The 17,992-nt window shown below is 48.1% G+C and carries 13 protein-coding genes and 1 pseudogene; 3 read left to right on the top strand and 11 right to left on the bottom strand.

The genetic code is table 11. From position 1 onward, the window contains the following. The first annotated feature begins 4 nt into the window (after positions 1–4). Both QMA35_RS08125 and mgtE read left to right on the top strand, forming a co-directional pair. Positions 5–280 carry an HPr family phosphocarrier protein gene (locus QMA35_RS08125; protein ID WP_281646643.1) on the top strand — a complete coding sequence of 92 codons (276 nt, stop codon included), beginning with the start codon at positions 5–7 and terminating at the stop codon, positions 278–280. Positions 281–327: 47 nt separating this feature from the next. Then, positions 328–1,686 carry a magnesium transporter gene (gene mgtE / locus QMA35_RS08120; RefSeq protein ID WP_281646642.1) on the top strand — a complete coding sequence of 453 codons (1,359 nt, stop codon included), beginning with the start codon at positions 328–330 and terminating at the stop codon, positions 1,684–1,686. On the opposite strand, the gene QMA35_RS08115 is transcribed toward mgtE, so the two are convergent. After that, the gene (locus QMA35_RS08115; RefSeq protein WP_281646641.1) at positions 1,669–3,240 is read right to left on the bottom strand and encodes a peptide ABC transporter substrate-binding protein; all 1,572 of its coding nucleotides are present in this window, start codon (positions 3,238–3,240) and stop codon (positions 1,669–1,671) included. The genes mgtE and QMA35_RS08115 overlap by 18 nt on opposite strands. A 68-nt stretch (positions 3,241–3,308) precedes the next feature. Then, a complete protein-coding gene (gene pmbA / locus QMA35_RS08110) occupies positions 3,309–4,664 on the bottom strand; it encodes a metalloprotease PmbA (RefSeq protein WP_281646640.1) in 1,356 nt (451 codons plus the stop codon). 104 nt (positions 4,665–4,768) lie between these two features. On the opposite strand from pmbA, the gene yjgA reads away from it, so the two are divergent. Further along, entirely contained in the window at positions 4,769–5,302 is a 534-nt protein-coding gene (gene yjgA / locus QMA35_RS08105; RefSeq protein ID WP_281646639.1) for a ribosome biogenesis factor YjgA, read from the top strand. Positions 5,303–5,390: 88 nt separating this feature from the next. On the opposite strand, the gene tldD is transcribed toward yjgA, so the two are convergent. The 9 genes and pseudogenes from tldD to QMA35_RS08060 form a co-directional block, all read right to left on the bottom strand. Beyond that, positions 5,391–6,833 carry a metalloprotease TldD gene (gene tldD, locus QMA35_RS08100; protein WP_281646638.1) on the bottom strand — a complete coding sequence of 481 codons (1,443 nt, stop codon included), beginning with the start codon at positions 6,831–6,833 and terminating at the stop codon, positions 5,391–5,393. A gap of 287 nt (positions 6,834–7,120) precedes the next feature. After that, positions 7,121–7,966, bottom strand: coding sequence for a carbon-nitrogen hydrolase family protein (locus tag QMA35_RS08095; RefSeq protein ID WP_281646637.1), 846 nt, complete (start codon positions 7,964–7,966; stop codon positions 7,121–7,123). A gap of 17 nt (positions 7,967–7,983) precedes the next feature. After that, positions 7,984–11,937 (bottom strand): YhdP family protein, encoded by a 3,954-nt coding sequence (locus QMA35_RS08090; RefSeq protein ID WP_281646636.1) that lies wholly within the window; start codon positions 11,935–11,937, stop codon positions 7,984–7,986. A 124-nt stretch (positions 11,938–12,061) separates the two neighbouring features. Beyond that, entirely contained in the window at positions 12,062–13,528 is a 1,467-nt protein-coding gene (gene rng / locus QMA35_RS08085; protein WP_281646635.1) for a ribonuclease G, read from the bottom strand. A 63-nt stretch (positions 13,529–13,591) separates the two neighbouring features. Beyond that, complete coding sequence (locus QMA35_RS08080) at positions 13,592–14,224, bottom strand: Maf family protein (protein WP_281646634.1); 633 nt, start codon at positions 14,222–14,224, stop codon at positions 13,592–13,594. An 88-nt stretch (positions 14,225–14,312) separates the two neighbouring features. Then, a complete protein-coding gene (gene mreD / locus QMA35_RS08075) occupies positions 14,313–14,795 on the bottom strand; it encodes a rod shape-determining protein MreD (RefSeq protein WP_281646633.1) in 483 nt (160 codons plus the stop codon). Next, positions 14,792–15,682, bottom strand: coding sequence for a rod shape-determining protein MreC (gene mreC, locus QMA35_RS08070; protein ID WP_281646675.1), 891 nt, complete (start codon positions 15,680–15,682; stop codon positions 14,792–14,794). Before mreC ends, mreD begins: the two co-directional genes overlap by 4 nt. A gap of 106 nt (positions 15,683–15,788) precedes the next feature. After that, positions 15,789–17,138 (bottom strand): hypothetical protein, encoded by a 1,350-nt coding sequence (locus tag QMA35_RS08065; RefSeq protein WP_281646632.1) that lies wholly within the window; start codon positions 17,136–17,138, stop codon positions 15,789–15,791. Between the two features lie 629 nt (positions 17,139–17,767). Continuing rightward, positions 17,768–17,992 (bottom strand): annotated as a pseudogene (locus tag QMA35_RS08060) (transposase); the annotation flags it as partial.

The following is a 17,992-nucleotide window of genomic DNA, read 5'->3' as shown; positions in this document are numbered from 1 at the left end:
TTTTATGGCTGCTATTCAGGAACAGATCGAAATCATAAATAAACTCGGGCTCCATGCACGGGCCGCAGCCAAATTTGTAGGTGTGGCAACGTCATTTACCTGCAACATACGCGTTGGTCGACCAGATAAAATGGTAGACGGAAAAAGCATTATGTCGGTCATGATGCTTGCAGCCAGTAAAGGCACATCCCTGCGGCTGGAGGCCGAAGGTGACGATGCCGACAAGGCTCTTGAGGCTATTACAGCTCTTGTGGCCAATCGCTTTGACGAGAACGAATAACTGTTCCAAAACAGCGGAACACAACAATTTTAACCGCGTGATTTCTTATGCTGCAGCAACAGTCACTGGCACTTTCGGAAGACCAGCTTGAGATACTGGACAAAGTACTCTCAGGCAATATTCCCGACCATACCCGGCAGATGCTGGGGAACCTGTCTGCTGCCGATATTGCACACCTTCTTGAATCTTCTCCACCACGTCAACGCAGTATTCTCTGGAAACTGATCCCGGTTGAAGATGAAGGGGATGTTCTAAATGAGCTGGGCGAAGAAGTTCGCCAATTCTTTATCAACCAAATGAATGTCGCCGAACTGATCGATATTCTGGAAGACCAGGATATCGACGACATGGTCGACATCTTGCAGCAACTCCCCACACGTATTACCCGTCAGGTTCTGAACTCAATGGATCAGCAGAACCGACATCGGGTCGAAGAAGTCCTGGCTTATCCGGAAGATACTGCCGGCGGCCTGATGAATACAGATACCATCACTATGCGTGGTGATATCGATGTGGATGTTGCCCTGCGTTACCTGCGCCGTCATGAATCGCTCCCGGAACCATTAGATAAAGTTCTGATTGTTGATCGTCGGGATTTCCTGATGGGTTCAGTCTCTATCGCCAATTTGCTCACTGCCGATCCCGATGATTTGCTTTCCTCACTGATGGACGAGTCAGATCAGGCCATTCCTGTGGATATGGAAGAAACCCACGTTGCACAGATGTTTGAACGGGAAGATTTAATTTCCGCACCGGTTGTGGATGAAAACGGCCGCCTGCTAGGGCGAATCACCGTAGACGACGTTGTTGATGTTATTCGGGAAGAAGCCGAACATTCCATCATGAGCATGGCAGGCCTGGACGAAGACGAAGATACTTTTGCTCCAGTTATCAAAACATCCCGCCGTCGTGCTTTATGGCTGGGTATTAATCTGATCACTGCCTTTATCGCTTCTGGCGTGATTGGATTATTTCAAGATACGATTGATAAGGTTGTCGCTCTGGCAGTTCTAATGCCTATTGTTGCCAGTATGGGTGGCATTGCAGGAAGTCAGACTTTAACTCTGATTATTCGGGCTATGGCTTTAGGGCAGATAGGGAAGTCCAATACCTCATGGCTGTTAAGCCGTGAGTTTATGGTGGGGCTGTTAAATGGCGGTATCTGGGCTGTAGTTGTCGCCGGTGCATCCATGCTCTGGTTTAACGATCCGACTATTGCTTTGATTATCGGGCTGGCGATGGTTATCAATTTGCTTATCGCAGTTCTCGCCGGTGCAATGCTGCCACTGTTTCTCAAATCGATGGATATTGATCCTGCCTTGGCAGGTTCCGTTATTCTCACCACGATTACTGATGTTGTCGGTTTCTTTGCCTTCCTTGGCCTTGCTTCAATTTTTTACGCCTGACTCTAATTGCAATCTATAGCTGGGCAACCACCCTTCCGGATTTTTTATATCGAAACCTTTCACCTCTGGCTGCACCCACTGAGATACCCGAATATGGGATAGAGGAATCAACGAGTGGCTATTCAACAATTTCTGTTCAAGTTGTCGGTATATTTCGGCAGGCTCATCCAAGCTCATGGCTGACTGGAGTTCATTTTCATAGCTTTCATCCATCAACCCAGGAGGAAAGAAGGTAAAACTCCGACTGCCCAGCAAAAGGAAGGCGGAAGGGTCGTTATAAGCCGCTAACCAGTGATTCAGAAGAACCTGGTAATCGCCACGATTCAAACGATCGATATACTCCTCCCAGCCCACACTGACAACTTCCACTTCAACACCCGGCAGCCGGCGCCACTGCACAACGATAGAATTTACCACCCATCTGTAGTGAGAATGAGTTGTTAACAGCTGTAGTCGAACAGGATTGGTTTCATCAATACCTGTCTGTTGCAGAATACTTCTGGCTGCTTCATCACGTCGCCCCTGTGAATAATCAACCTCCGACAATCGCTGAAAAAGATACCCTTGAGTCCAGGGCGGAATCAGCGTCCAGGCCTGATCTGATTGATTACCACCAGGAAAGAGAGCCTGACGATCAAGAATTCCAGCAAGAGCTTTACGCACAGGCAAAGATAATTGTGGATCTCTGGTATTCAATACAAGATAAGTTGTGTTGAGCTGACGCACTTGCCGGTCAGACAATGGCTTTCGCCCCTGAACTAATCCCAGTTCAGCAGGGATAGGAGACGAGATATCCAATTTCTTTTCCCGAAAAGCGACCAGTTCATCCAGTATGCTGCCGAAAACTTCCCAGACCACTTTCTCCGGAGATGATTTCAGGGGATCCCGATAGGCGGAGTTTTTCCCAAGCCGTATCCGCCCGTCTCCCAAGGAAAGAAAACGATAAGGTCCATTACTGACAGCACAACCTTTCTGTTCTGCCCAAAGAGGCCCACAACGTTTTATTGCCCGCTCCGAAACCGGAAGAAATGCCGGGAAAGTCATCAGGTTCGGCAACCAGATTCGTGGAGCCTCAAGCTTAATTTCCAACGTGTGCAGATCAGGAGCGCTCACACCCAGGTGTTCTGCTGATAACTCTCCGGCAGCGACTTTTCGACTGTTTACCACCCCCGCCAAATCCAGATACCAACGATACTGAGCCCGTGTTGCAGGATCAGCCAAACGGCGGAAGCTATAGAGAAAATCTGCAGAGGTCAGGGGAGAACCGTCAGACCAGGTTAATCCTTTGCGAATATGGAACGACCAGACTCTGCCATCTTCCGACACACTCCAACTTTCAGCTGCGCCTGGAGCAGGCTTACCAAGCTCATCCTGACTGGTCAGCCCTTCGTACATATCTTTAAGAACTGTAGCTTCTGGGGTTCCCAGAAAGCGATGTGGATCAAGAGAAACTGGATTGGTTGGCAGCCCCCGAACAAGAGTGTCAGCCCAGAGAGACGCGGATGGTAAAAGAAAGGAAAAACAAAGGGTGCGAAAGAAAGAGCTTAATCTCATAAACAACTTCCCGGCCAGATACAGCCGAGAAGTTTAGATGGTAGAAAAGCAAGAACGGTGGAAGATTGTTACTCCCCAGCCACCGTCATTCCGTCAATCAACAGAGAACCACTCTGAATATTGCCCCGGCGATCAACATCATTGCCGACACAGCGCAAATTCATAAACATATCCTTAAGGTTGCCCGCAATGGTGACCTCAGAAACCGAATACTGGATTTCACCATTCTCGACCCAAAACCCACCGGCGCCGCGGGAATAGTCTCCCGTTACCATATTTACTGCCTGCCCGATAAGATTGGTCACCAGCAAACCGGTTCCCATTTCTTTTACCAAAGCGTCCAAGTCACCAGCATTGCTGTCCAGGAACAAATTATGGGCACCTCCAGCATTGGCTGTGCTGGTCATACCGAGTTTACGTGCGGAATAAGTGCTGAGCAGGTAGCTTTCCAGCACACCATCAACAATAAATGACTGGTCACGGGTCTGCAGGCCATCGCCATCAAAGGCTACTGATCCCATCCCCCCTCTCTGATGGGGACGCTCATAGATATTGACCCAATCCGGGAAAATCTTTTTACCCAGGTGATCCAGCAAAAAGGTAGATTCTCGATAGATGGCACCACCACTGATTGCACCCATAAGATGACCTACAAAGCCTCCTGCCAGCTCTGCACTCATAATCACAGGCACATTAGCGGTAGCGAGCTTGCGACTCCCCAGGCGCCCCAGTGTGCGCTCAGCAGCCTTACGGCCCACTTCTTCCATACTTTCAAGATTGTTACCGTCCCGGGCTACCGTGTACCAGTAATCCCGCTGCATCTCTTCGCCCTGCTGACCAATCACCACACAACTGACACTTTGGCGGCTGGAACGGTGTGGGCCAATAAATCCATGACTGTTACCGTACACTCGGCAACCCTGATGGGAGTTCACAGTCGCACCATCAGAGTTAATAATCAGGTTGCTATGACCACGGGCTGCATCTTCACACTCTTTTGCCCGTTCAATAGCATCTTCCGCACTGATTCCCCAGGGGTGATACAGATCCAGGTCAGGAAATTCTGTTGCCATCTGATCGGCATCAGCAAGGCCGGCACAAGGGTCTTCACTGGTATAACGGGCAATATCGCAAGCTGCACGCACCGTGTCACGAATCGCTTCAGGTGTATCATCACTGGTGCTGGCAGAACCTTTTCGCTGCCCGAAATAAACCGTTATGCCAAATCCCTGATCCTTATTGAATTCAACAGTTTCCACTTCCCCCATTCGCACGGTGGTGGATAAACCGGCATCCGAACTGGCTCCCACTTCACAGGCTGTAGCACCCTGTTTACTGGCTTCATCAATAATATCGGATACCAGCGTGGTCAGACGCTGCTCCTCAAGTACCGGATCAATCACCGGTTGCACCTGATTATTCATTACAACTCCCTATCCTGTAGGTTTCCATCCATTCTACAACCGGGCTTTTCCGAGAGTAAACCGCAGCCTACAATAGCGCTCATATTTCACATATTGGCAACAGAATGCGCAAAGACAGAAGTGCTCTCCATGAGAATGAAGATCAGGACGACGAAATCATCCTGGTCAGCAAATCTGAGCTCAAAAGAGATGCCCACGAACTCCGTGACCTGGGAGAAAAGCTCTCCAACCTTAAACCAGGCCAACTGGAAAAATTCCCTCTAGAAGGACGTATTGTTGATGCCCTTCTGGAAGCTAAGCGCATTACCAGCCACAACGCCCGAAAACGCCACTTTGGTTTTATCGGCAAACTGATGCTGGATCAGGATATCGACGCAATTCGCCACCAGCTAGCCATGCTCGACACCAGCAGCGACGAATACAATCGCCATTTCCACCTGTTGGAGCGGTGGCGTGATCGCCTGTTAGGGGAAAACAGTAATACTGCTGTTACCGAATTTCTTGATAGCCATCCGGCAACGGATGCACAAAAACTGCGCCAGCTTATTCGCAACACAAATAAAGAAAAATCAGAAGATAAGAAAGCGGCACAAAGCAAGAAACTCTTCCGCTACCTGCGTGAAGTGAGCGAAGAGTAGATCTCACTTCCAAGAAAAACATCGAGACTTATAAGAAAAAGGCCCGCAGCTGATTAAGCGATGGGCCTTTTCACATTGAGAAACAGGATCAGGCGCTGGTGCCACCCACAGTAATCTCATCAATCTTCAAAGTTGGTTGACCAACGCCAACGGGCACAGATTGACCTTCCTTACCACACACCCCAACACCGGTATCCAGCTCAAGATCATTACCCACCATAGACACCTTGTTCATCACATCCGGGCCATTACCAATCAATGTAGCGCCCTTAACAGGTGTCGTGATTTTCCCGCCTTCAATCAGGTACGCTTCACTGGTTGAGAAAACAAACTTGCCGGAAGTGATATCTACTTGGCCGCCCCCCATATTGGCAACATAAATACCTTTGTTCACAGAAGCGACAATTTCATCTTTATCATGTTGCCCCGCCAGCATATAGGTGTTGGTCATACGGGGTAGAGGCAGATGGGCATAAGATTCACGACGGCCATTGCCTGTTGACTGAACACCCATCAGTCGGGCATTCATTTTGTCCTGCATGTAACCTTTAAGAATACCGTTCTCAATCAGCACGGTATTAGAGGAGGGTACGCCTTCATCATCAATATTCAGTGAGCCACGACGGCCAGCAATAGTGCCATCATCCACAATGGTACACAGAGGTGAAGCTACACGTTCCCCAATACGACCGGAGTACATGGAGCTGCCCTTGCGGTTAAAGTCACCTTCAAGGCCATGCCCTACAGCTTCATGGAGAAGTACACCATTCCAACCTGCCCCCAGCACAACCTCCATGGCACCGGCTGGAGCGGCAACAGCTTCCAAGTTCACCAGAGCTTGACGCACAGCTTCAGCTGCATACTTTTTCCATAAGTTGTTCTGGAAAAACATACTGTAATCGCCACGACCACCGCCGCCGTAAGAACCACGCTCACGCTTGCCGTTTTCTTCAACAATCACAGAAATATTTAAACGAACGAGAGGGCGAATATCTGCAGATAAGGTTCCATCAGCGGCAGCAACCAGAACATATTCATGCACACCTGCCAGGCTAACACTTACCTGTTTTATGCGGCTGTCGATACGGCGTGCTTCAGCATCCATATCTTTCAGCAGTTTAACCTTGTCATCACGGGACATGGAATCAAGAGGATTGGCATCGCTGTACAAAGCCAGAGGTTGAGTTCGGTTCCAGGCCTGCACCTGACCATTCTGACCCGCACGGGCAATACTTCGGGAAGCTCCAGCGGCAGCTTCCAGAGACGTTAAGGCAATATCATTGGCGTAGGCGAAGCCGGTTTTTTCACCGCTTACCGCTCGCACACCAACGCCCCTGTCTGCGTTATAACTACCTTCTTTAACAATACCATCTTCCAGCACCCAGCCTTCATGGCGCTGACTCTGGAAATAGAGATCTGCAGCATCAATCTGATGCCCCAGCATTCCGTGAATAATCTTCTCCAAATGACCCTCATCAAGGGCGGAAGGAGCAAGCAGCTGCTGTTTAGCCTGGGCAAGGATATCGCTCATCTGACAGGTGTTCCCTGAATTACGTCACCCTTCATGGTATGGGAGGGCGATAGATGAGGCAATATCACTGTAAAGAATAATAAAGAATCCTCAGGACAAGCCCTTCTCGTTTAGGCTCGAACGTTCGCTACGCAAAAGCGAGGTGATTCTAATATTTATCACAGCATCACAGCGATATCCCGTGGCATATTGGGAGCGCCATCCATGTTTATTGGCAATGAGGATTGCTTTGGGCAGGATCACCTGTTTATCGTGGAAGAACATTTAGAAAAGATGTAAACACTGACTCATACACGACAATGCTTCAAGCAGGGCATAGTTTTCCGAACAGTATTCTGCAAAGACAAATCAAGATCAGCCACAAATACGCCAGGCTCACTACCCGCCTCCACCAACACCTCTCCCGCAGGAGAAACAATCATGGAATGTCCCCATGTTTCCCGGTTAGTTTTCCCCTCAGAGGCATGACTGCCACATTGATTCGCCGCCAACATAAATACCTGATTCTCAATAGCACGGGCACGCACAAGAATCTCCCAATGGGCTTCACCAGTGACATGAGTAAACGCTGAAGGTGCAGTGATAATTTGGGCGCCCTGCCGTACAAGCTCGCGGTAAAGCTCAGGGAAGCGAAGGTCGTAACAGATGCTGAAGCCCAATATCACTTGCTCTGTTGGAGTTATAACTACACGCTCGCCGTGATGATAATCACTGGATTCACGGTAGGCTCCGTAGCTGTCCTCCACATCGACATCAAAGAGGTGGATTTTGTCATAACGGGCGATTTGTTTGCCGCTGGGGTTATAGGTAAAACAGGTTGCCCAGTTTTTGCCCTGACTATCTTTTCCATCATAATTCTGGGCAATAGGCGTTGTACCGCCAACCAGTGTTAATTGATGAAAACCAGCCTGCTCAGAAAGGAAACTTTGAACACCGCCTGTTTGCGCTTCTTTTTGCCCAAGCTCTTTGAGGTCGCCGCACATACAAGAAAAACATTCCGGCAGAACAACCAGTTCAGCTTTTTGTGATTTTGCTTCAGCGATAAGTTCAGCAGCAGCAACAAAGTTACGTTGAACATCAGGACTGGAGTTCATCTGAACCACTGCTGCACGAATCACTGCTGCACGAATCACTTCCGACCCTCTCCCTGCTATTTTTTCTCTTTGACTTTATTGGAAAACAGTCGATCCAGTTTTACTTCTGGCTCGGTGAAACTGCCCTTAATTTCGTAACGAAGGCTGGCAAATTGCTCAACTGTACTGCCAAGAAACTTGTCAAACAGATAAGCGGCACCGGCAATATAGGGCTGCCCTAACAACAGACTGACAACTGATATATTCTGGGTAACAGGAAGAGTCACCACCAACTCCATATTCAAAGATCGATCAGGCACATGGAGCTGACCTCCCAATCGGAAATCCGATGACGGGCCTTTAACGGTGATCGGTTCGCTAAACACAATCAAACCATTATTAAATTCCAACTTACCTTCAACCTTGTCATAAGCCATACCGCTGCTGTAAAGGTCAGAAAAATCCAGTCTTAGTCGACGAGTTATGGCGTCAAGATTCAGAACCCCAAAGAGTCTCAATGCTCCGGTTGGAGAAGCTGCGTTAACTGAAAGAAAACGCCCTTCTCGAATATCAACGCTCAGGTCACCAATAACATCATCAATATCAAAATCAGCCGGAGAGCCGCGCCAGTTCAGGCTTGCATTACCATCCAACTGTTTCCCGGTCATTAACTCAGGATAACCCCACTGCGTCAGCATATTCTCAACATCGGAGCTGTTGAATAGAGCATTGATCGATGTGTGATGCTGATTATTTTTCAGCATCCACTGCAGTGACCCATCAATATTGCTGCCACCTAAAACACCTTCCACATTGCTGGCTTCCAAGCCATGTTTCACCGTACGACTATTGAAAGACAAATGGCCAAAATCTTTCCCACCCAGCTGAATGTTTTTAATGGTGACATTCATATCAGGGAGAGAGTCAGGTCGAACATCAAGCAAAGGATCAACGTCATCTGCTTCTGCGACCTCAACAACAGCATTCCCTTGTGCGTCGGTCGCAACTTCATGGTTTAGCAGAAATGAAGATGCAATATCAAGGTGAGATATATCCAGCGACAACGGATCATTGTTATCAGGTATAACTGCTGTACCTTCAATCTCAAGAGCCTTCAACCAAAGCTCCCAGGCTGCGTTTTGACGGGATACATTTACGACAGAATCAGTAAAGATTTCTTCCTGCCAGTAAAGGTGTTTAATATCAAAACTCTCAACCTCTATTGATGAAAGAACACTACCTGTTGTTGCCTGCGTACCGGGTAGTGAGTTCCCACTTACACTGGTTGTACTCAATCCTGTCGCTGAAAAACCCTCCCACCAACTTACCCAGGGCTGTAGCTTTAGCTCTTCAAGCTGCCCGGTAACCAGAACACCTTTTTCAGGTATTTTTGGCTTCCCGGAACCAAAATTTGCCCCTAAGCGAAGAAGCTGATGTTGTTCACCAATCTCCATAGCCACGGAAACATCACGCTTCAAGTTTGCGGTGACATTCAGTGGTTTATCTTTAACAACATTCACGCTGACCTTGAGAGGCTCTTTACTCTTCGCTGCTTTATCCAGCGGAACAGGCAGAGTTGTGGCAACACCAACCAAATCGGAGGTGACATCAACCTTAACCGTTCGACCAACACTCACTTGGGCCCGATAATCTGTTTCCCCTGCTACCAAGTCATTAAAGTCACGCCCTAACCAGAAGGAAAGCGCCTCCATAGAGATTCTGCTTCTTAGATCCAGAAGTGTAGTCTGGGATTTCCCCGCTGTTTTCGTTGACAGGCTAAACGACGCAGGTTTTCCAAACACTTCACCTGTCAGCCCTTTACCATCAAGTCCTTTGGCTGAGGAATAGAACAAATCGCCATTGAGATGAGAGCCTTCAATGTTGGCTTCAGGAATGACCAACCGATTGTCATTTAGCTTGATGGCAACTTTGTAGTCACCTTCAGGGCCACTGGTTAGCGGAATATCCAGATCGAGGTTTACGCCAAGCTTGCCAGACATGTTCCAGTCATCTGCCCCATGCCCCATGGCTGTAGCGATGGGAGTTTCCTGAAGAATGCGCAAACCATCTTTGCCATCAGACGCTGCCTGCCCCTTCACATTAATCGTCAAAGGTTTCCCCGATAGCAGATCAGGGACTCTGGCAGTCATAGCACTTAAACGGCTGTTATAGATTTTTGCTTTGTCGGCTTTTACCAGAACTTCGTCCTGATCCACCGATACCAAACCATCAATTCCTGTCAGCTCAGGCCAGCTCGCATCAAAAGCCAGACTTGTATCAGCGATATCAAAAAAAAGTCCCCAACTCAGGTCATTTTCAATATCCGGGCCATCGAGAGGGCCGTTCCAGATAAACGCACCCTGACTGATATCTCCACCTTTAACGGCGCTATTCAGCCAGCTGCCAAGATCATCAGACATAGCTCCTTTTACAGGAAGGTATTTACCGGTATAAGCAATATCACCATCAGTAATACCAGCTTCCAGAGCCATCCAAATACTCTTATTGCCATCAAAAGGAATATCTAAACGCAGTCGTGTTCTAATATCCCCCTCACCACCGGTCAGAGAGAGTCCATCAGAGCGCAACACATAAACATCATCCACGATACGCCAGTACAAGCGCCCTGCTACCCGATCGTAAACCCAGTTATCTTCAAAAACATTGTCCAGCCCCAGAGTGAAACCAGCACTATTTACATCAATCACTCCCGAGTCAGCATTCATTCGGAAACTGCCCGTTATCCGCTCTCCGGAAGGTGCCCCATACCAATGATCAACGCCAATACTTTGCATATCTGCGGCAAGATCAAAATCAAATGGTTTGCGATCAGGATACGCTCGCATTACCAGGTTGCTCAACCTTCCACGGGGTGCCAGAGTGGAAACAACCTGGTCAAGCAAGTCTGGAAGCTGGTTGGATGCATGCACTGAAAGCGCAAGAGGTTGAAGGTGAATTTTATCCGCAGCAAATGTAAAACTGCGATCTCCTTTTCGCTTCCACTCCATAAATACATTGCTTTCAGGATAAGGGAAACCAGCAAACAAAAATGACAGATTGCTCAGCCAGAGTTGTGCTGGTTGTTCCCGGGAAAACTTCAATGCAACATCTGTTTTAAGGGCCGTTAAAGGAGGGATTGTTTGATCTTTCCAGTCAACATCCAGCATGTCAGCACGAAGCTGCCCTCGAAAATCCCAGCCGACAGGTGAGTACGAGAACCACAACTCACTGCCCGCCCTTAATTGATTCACCTGAATACCGCCATCATCACGCAGCATTTCAGGGAGCAATGGTAACCATCTTTTCAAATTAACCGATGGCAATGAAACATAACCGTTCACCATCACATCGGGCCAGTTATACGCGCGACCGGCAATGTTCAGCGTCAGGCTTATCTGTTCATTGCTTTCTGTTTCAATAATGGCTGCCAGTTTACGGGCTTCTGGAGGGCCAGAAAGAGCTATACGCTGAACAGTAATTTCACTCTGTTCCCCGGAAGGCATAGCGAATACAACACGAAAATTACGAAAATCTATCTGTTTTTGCTGACTTAAAAGATCAATAACTCCACGCACATCCGTTCTTTTTGCGGCTTCGTCATTATCTTTTTGTGGTTTACGTGGGTAGCCGGACAGGCCAATTGCCCCTGATCGCCCGTCGAGGCGCAGCTCACCTCCACCGAAAACAACTCTCCGAAAGACAGGCTTCATTGTCATCAGCGTGGAGACTGTATCCAGCTCAAGGACAATATCCGTTAATGTCAGGCTTGGAACATCAGGGTTTTCCGGTTGATAAATAACCAGCTCACTGACACCGACGGCGGGATTGAAATTGACAACAGCGCCAGACAACTCACCGAGATAAACCTCAGAGTTCACTGCGCTACTGATCTGATTTCGCAACTGTTCCCTTAAATCATCCACCATAGGCAGCATGAAACGGGCTGCAGATGAAAGCAGTGCCAACAGCACCACCGAGAAAACAAGGGTAATTTTGGTCGCACGGGAAATATGCAGGGCGATACGTCTCATAGGTCGTTAACATCGCCCATTATCAAATACACAGAACCGGCGCAGAAACGCCGGTTATTCAAACAATCAAGACCCAAATCTTTACTTCCGTTTATAGAGATTGATGCGATTTTTTCTTCTGGTTTTAAACCAGAACCACATCAAACTGCTCCTGACTGTAGCGGGGTTCAACCTGAAAGCGAATTGTCTTTTTCATAGCTGACTCCAGCTCAGCCACATTGTCAGACTCTTCATCCAGCAGTTGATCGACAACCTGCTCAGATGCCAGCACCAGATAGCTATCGCTCTCATAAACCCGGGCTTCCCGCATGATTTCCCGGAATATTTCATAGCAGACAGTTTCTGCTGTTTTCAGTGTACCTCTCCCCTGACAGGTTGGGCAGGGTTCGCACAACGTGTTTTCCAGAGATTCACGGGTGCGCTTTCTGGTCATTTCCACTAACCCCAGCTCAGAAACGCCAGTGATATTGGTTTTGGCGTGATCACGCTCGAGCATTTTTTCCAGAGTTCGTAACACCTGCCGCTGGTGCTCCACATCTTCCATATCGATAAAATCAATAATGATGATGCCGCCCAGATTGCGCAAACGCAGTTGCCGGGCAATAGCGTGAGCCGCTTCCAGATTAGTTTTGAAGATAGTCTCTTCAAGATTCCTGTGGCCAACAAAACCACCTGTGTTCACATCAATGGTGGTCATTGCTTCTGTCTGATCAAGAATCAGATAGCCGCCAGATTTCAACTCAACCCGGCGAGACATGGCCCGATTGATTTCATCTTCCACACTGAAAAGATCAAAGATCGGGCGCTCACCGGTATAGAACTCCACCCGACCATCCAGATGAGGGACCAGCTTGCGGACGAATTTTTTAACCTTGTTGAAGGTTTCTTCAGAATCAATGCGGATCTTCTCAATATCTGGCTCAACCAGATCCCGCATAGTACGGAGATGCAGAGGAAGATCTTCATATATACAGGATGGCGCTTTACTGCACTTACGCTGCTCTTCAACCGTTTCCCACAGGCGGTGAAGAAACAGGATATCCGCCAGAATCTCTTTCTCGCTGATTCCCTCCGCCGCTGTTCGCAGAATAAACCCGCCTTTATCTTTAAGCTCTTCCTTCTCCATCATCTGCTCAACAATGAGTCGCAGACGATCACGCTCTTCTGTGTCTTCTATACGCAGGGAAATACCCACATGAGTATTGTGGGGCATAAAAACAAGATAACGGGCAGGAATAGAAATATGGGTAGTCAGGCGAGCGCCTTTGGAACCAATTGGATCTTTGGTGACCTGAACAACAAGAGCCTGACCTTCATGAACCAGTTCAACTATACCCGGTTCCTGACCATCAGTTTTATCAGCCCGGTCATATATTTCGCTGGCATGGATAAAAGCCGCACGCTCCAAGCCAATATCAACAAACGCCGCCTGCATACCAGGCAGAACCCGAACAACTTTCCCTTTATAGATATTGCCGACAATACCTCGGCTTCGGTAACGCTCTACATAAACCTCCTGCAGAACGCCATTCTCCACCAACGCCACACGAGACTCCATGGGCGTGATATTCATCAGTATCTCTTCACTCATCCCTAACCCCCAGCCCTTGTCTTGAGCGAATCAGATCAAAAGATCTCGCTCAGAAATCATTTGCTAAAGCCGCTGACCATCCCCCTCATCAGCAGGCTTCTGCCAAAATGGTACGTTGAACAAGCGGGCCAGTTCGACAGTTTCCTGAACCGGCAGCCCAACAACATTTGAATAACTACCTTCAATTCCTGCGACCAGCACACCACCAAAGCCCTGTATACCGTAAGCGCCGGCTTTATCCATGGGCTCTCCGGTTTTCACATACTGTTCGGCGATATCCTGTGAAAATTCGCTAAAACGTACGATGGTAGTCACCACACGTGTTTCAATATTTCCACCATAACAAAGAGCGATACCGGTATGTACACTATGAACCTGCTTCTGCAACTGCATCAGCATTTGCACAGCCTGTTGCTCAGTTTCCGGCTTGCCCATGATATCGGCTCCCAAAGCCACAGTTGTATCAGCGGCAAGCACCGGCGCTTGTTCTTTCACACCAGCCGCAGAAAGTGCTTTCCATGCTGAAGCGGCTTTCTTTCGGGCAAGGCGCTCAACATAATCTGTAGCTGGCTCTCCAGGGAGTACAGATTCATCCACCTCAATATCGAGCAAACAAAAAGGTATACCTGCCTGCTTCAAAAGCTCCCTGCGCCGTGGGGAACGGGAAGCCAGATAGAGAAAGGATGGAGCCGTCATCGTATACATTCACCTAAAACAAACACTACCTAAACACTACCTAAACACTACCTAAACACTACCTAAACAATGTTCAGGAAAAAACAGATCAGATAACAACAAAACGTCGGCGCAGACTATGCAGCAAAGCTGCCAGCCACGGCCAGAGTAAAGCACTGGTTACCGACGGTAAAAGATAAAGCAGTGATGGGCTGACTCTGCCGGTCGCATTACCAATCCACAATACGGTGAGTTGATATAACCCGATAATCACCAACACCATAAAACACTGTTGCCACCAGGGATACATTTTCAGCCGCCTATGCAATTGGTTGACAGCAATAGCCATAAACAACATAGCCATGGCGCTTTGCCCAAATACCGTGCCAAACAGTACATCCATAATCAGCCCCGAGAACCAGGCAAAGAACAATCCATAATACTGAGGCAGAGCCAGCATCCAGAAAAGTACAACCAATGGCACCCAGGCCGGGCGAGCATAAGAAATCAGATCAGGCATAGGCAGCAGGCTGAGCACCGCTGCCACAAGCATAGTTAACCATACCAGCCAGTGAGCATGTCTCTGTCTCATTGAGGCGTTCCCTCTCCAGCTGTTTCACTGCCTGCATTTTCAGAAGCGATAGGAGCCGCCTGCCCGTAGATTTCCCGTTCAGAAATAAACACCAGCATCACTAATCGACTGCGATTCAACCTTGCGAGAGGCTGGGCATGAATCGTGAGAAATGGTTGGCCGGCACTTTTATGAACATCTTTCACTTCTGCCACCGGGTACCCTACCGGGAATCGCTGCCCCATACCCGAAGTTACTAGCAAATCGCCTTCTTTTATATCTGCTGTAGCTGGCACATGCAGCAACTCAAGTTCGGTACCTGACTCAGTTCCAGCGGCAATGGCACGATAGCCATTTCTATTCACCTGTATCGGGATACGGTTACTGCTGTCAGTAATCAAAATAACCCGGCTGTTGAATGGGCTGGTCTGAATCACCTGCCCCATAACGCCTGTCGCATCCAGTAAGGGCTGGCCTACGTATACACCGTCCTGATCACCTTTATTAATCAGAACCTGTTTGATCGTGGGATCAGGGTCAATACCTATTAGTTCCGCGACCACAACTTTCTCATCCACCAGCCGGGATGAATTGAGCAGTTCCCGTAAACGAACATTCTGAGCATTAAGGGAAGCGAGCTTCTGGACTTTCTGTTCAAGAATCAGCGTACGGGCTTTCAGGCGGGCATTTTCCTGAGTTAGCTCAGTGCGAGAAATCACGACCGTTCTGACATCATCAGTTAAGCGAGCAGGAGTATCAGCCAACCACTGGATAGGAGCAACAACAACAGACAGTGCTCTGCGTACCTGAGTAAGGTACTCAAAGCGATGATCAACAAATATTAAAGCCAGAGACAGCGCCAATAAAAAGGTAAAACCGGCACCTAAAGACTGCCCCTTTCGAAATATGGGATTAATGGGAGTGCTCCTGCAAGCTCCAGGTTAAAACTATTTAGTTTAAATGGGTTGTACCCTTTGCGGGAAGTACTGTTTTGCTATAAATCCAATTAACCTCTCAGGTGTTAATAGAGATTAAATCCTTTCCCCTTCTAACCACCATAGCCAATTGCAGGTCGTCTTGGAACGACTGACAGTCTTGGAACGACGGGCAGCCTTGATTAGTTGTTGGATAAGGAATCATGTTGAAGCTCAATTGTGGACACTGATCCTCGGGAACTCCGCGTCCGTTCAACAACTTATGAATGGCATCAGCAGTTTCCTGAACACTAAGTTCATGAACATCTGGCCAGTGGACATAGAGTTTCAACGTTGTACTACTATCTATCGAAAGCTGTTTCGGGCTTCTAAGCACAATAGTTTCAACCAGACCCGGAGCCTCCCCTTGTTTTTCAAGACTCAAAACATAAGCCTGCTGCCCACTGTCCTCCTGATGCTGTAAAGCATCTCTCATTGTCATCTCATTACTTGTCAGCAGGATATAAACGACAGGATTTCCCTTCGCACTACCTGAGCCCGCGGTGTCGACGCTCCTCACTAAGGCTTGACCGGCAACCCTTGATGGCACCTGATTCCGCCCCGCACTTCCTCTAAGTACAGTGGCATCCATTTCTAATGTATTTTTCTGACGCCGGGCTAGCATTTCATTAATTTTAGGGCTCTTTTCCAGCCAGCCGCAAAAATCCCCCCTTCCTGCCGATACTGCCAGCGCAATTAATGGTCTTAAGTTATCCACTAATAGATTCTCATAAGGATATGGCTCGGGGAAAACACGCATAAACAGGCCAATAAAGTGAAACGAATTTTTCTCCCGCGCATCTCTAATAAAATGCCGAAGTAAATCCTGGGGAAGTTTGAGATGCTGCTCGTGGCAGGCAATATGTAGCATACGTCCTGATTGGAATGCCGCAGCAATCTGTCGAAGTGCCCCCTCTTTATCTGGATGATATTTATAGTTGTCATCCAAAATCTTCCATAACCCAGGCGGCAATGCTTCCAAAGCCCTATTAAATTTATTTTTAGCCTCCTGTGAAGAAGGTACTTTTATTGTTAACTTGGCAGGCATAGGAGAGGGATTTCCAGCATGGCAACTGGTCGTTTTACGATGAGCGTATGGTGGCTGGTTAGCTGGAGTTGGATAATTAGCTTTTATTTTGGGCGAAGCGGTTAGGAGGCGACTCTGTGCTGGCCGTTCCTCAACAGTTTGCCCCCCTTGTCTTGATACCTTTTGACTATCAAGACGGGCAATAGCCATCTGCCTATAATAGCGTACCTCTTCTAGCGCTTCCTTTTTTTTCTTCTCTTCTCGCTCCAGGTTATTAGCTACCATAGCTCGCTGAACCTGACGCTCATCAAGCTCCTTATCTGCCGCATGACTTTTCAAGCTTTCAGCAATAGCAAAAGCCATCTCCCCATTTTCCGTATCAGTAGTCCTCAAAGGAGCTGTGGGGGGGACAAGTGCACTGCCAGAGATCGACTTCCCAGTCGAAGCTGTAACACTTTTCCCAGAGTGACCTGTAGATGAGGGGCGCCTTACTGCTTGCTCATGATCTTGAGCCTTTCCCACAGTGCGCCCTTGGTAAGCAGATACTGACGAACCATCTGAACCCAGAATTTGTCCGCTATGCCATCTGTGGCCAGAGTCCCTTGATCCAGATAATTTACCCGGACCTAATCTATGAAAGCCAAACTCTCTATCCATAACAAATCTCCCCGAAAATTCGCAGCAAAGCCTTGTTCACTGCAAGCTCTGACAGATTTGTTAACAATATGTTCCTGACTCGTCACTCGGGGTAACAGATCCAGACAGAATACCTGACACATTTATATAACAATGCTTACCAGCAGGACACTACTGTCCGGTTAAGCATAAACCAGCTCCAGACTCCCCTGATTCTGGAGTACATTGACTTCCATGCTATCCGGCGGATCACTGAATAATTCCAACAAAGAGCAACGGCGGGTCAGGTTAAGACTGACTCTTCGAGCTATTTGCTGTAACGACAATTTGCAGGGTGTTGTGATCTGAGCCAAACGCAATAGGAGGTAGGCAATCATTGCTGTGAGCACCTGTATTTTTACAGCATTTTCACTGCGCCCAAGGAACCGCTTCACCTTCAGATTCTGCTTAATCCACTTGAAGAACAGTTCGATTTGCCAGCGGGATTTATACAAGGCGGCAATCTCTGCAGCACTTCTCTTTAGATCGTTACTGATAAAAACCAGTACTTTGCCGTCTTCTTCCCGGCAAATCTTGACCCG

It is taken from the genome of Parendozoicomonas sp. Alg238-R29 (genome assembly GCF_947331445.1).
GTDB lineage: Bacteria > Pseudomonadota > Gammaproteobacteria > Pseudomonadales > Endozoicomonadaceae > Sansalvadorimonas.
The sequence above is the reverse complement of the archived record's forward strand: the minus strand, read 5'-3'. Positions and strand labels throughout refer to the sequence as shown.

What these genes read in the sequence shown, in the direction of transcription:
- tldD (WP_281646638.1), bottom strand. Translation starts at nt 6,833, where the DNA reads ATGAGCGATATCCTTGCCCAGGCTAAACAGCAGCTGCTTGCTCCTTCC.
- QMA35_RS08115 (WP_281646641.1), bottom strand. Translation starts at nt 3,240, where the DNA reads ATGAGATTAAGCTCTTTCTTTCGCACCCTTTGTTTTTCCTTTCTTTTA.
- QMA35_RS08065 (WP_281646632.1), bottom strand. Translation starts at nt 17,138, where the DNA reads ATGGCTTTTGCTATTGCTGAAAGCTTGAAAAGTCATGCGGCAGATAAG.
- mreD (WP_281646633.1), bottom strand. Translation starts at nt 14,795, where the DNA reads ATGAGACAGAGACATGCTCACTGGCTGGTATGGTTAACTATGCTTGTG.
- pmbA (WP_281646640.1), bottom strand. Translation starts at nt 4,664, where the DNA reads ATGAATAATCAGGTGCAACCGGTGATTGATCCGGTACTTGAGGAGCAG.
- QMA35_RS08125 (WP_281646643.1), top strand. Translation starts at nt 5, where the DNA reads ATGGCTGCTATTCAGGAACAGATCGAAATCATAAATAAACTCGGGCTC.
- QMA35_RS08090 (WP_281646636.1), bottom strand. Translation starts at nt 11,937, where the DNA reads ATGAGACGTATCGCCCTGCATATTTCCCGTGCGACCAAAATTACCCTT.
- yjgA (WP_281646639.1), top strand. Translation starts at nt 4,769, where the DNA reads ATGCGCAAAGACAGAAGTGCTCTCCATGAGAATGAAGATCAGGACGAC.
- QMA35_RS08080 (WP_281646634.1), bottom strand. Translation starts at nt 14,224, where the DNA reads ATGACGGCTCCATCCTTTCTCTATCTGGCTTCCCGTTCCCCACGGCGC.
- mgtE (WP_281646642.1), top strand. Translation starts at nt 328, where the DNA reads ATGCTGCAGCAACAGTCACTGGCACTTTCGGAAGACCAGCTTGAGATA.
- rng (WP_281646635.1), bottom strand. Translation starts at nt 13,528, where the DNA reads ATGAGTGAAGAGATACTGATGAATATCACGCCCATGGAGTCTCGTGTG.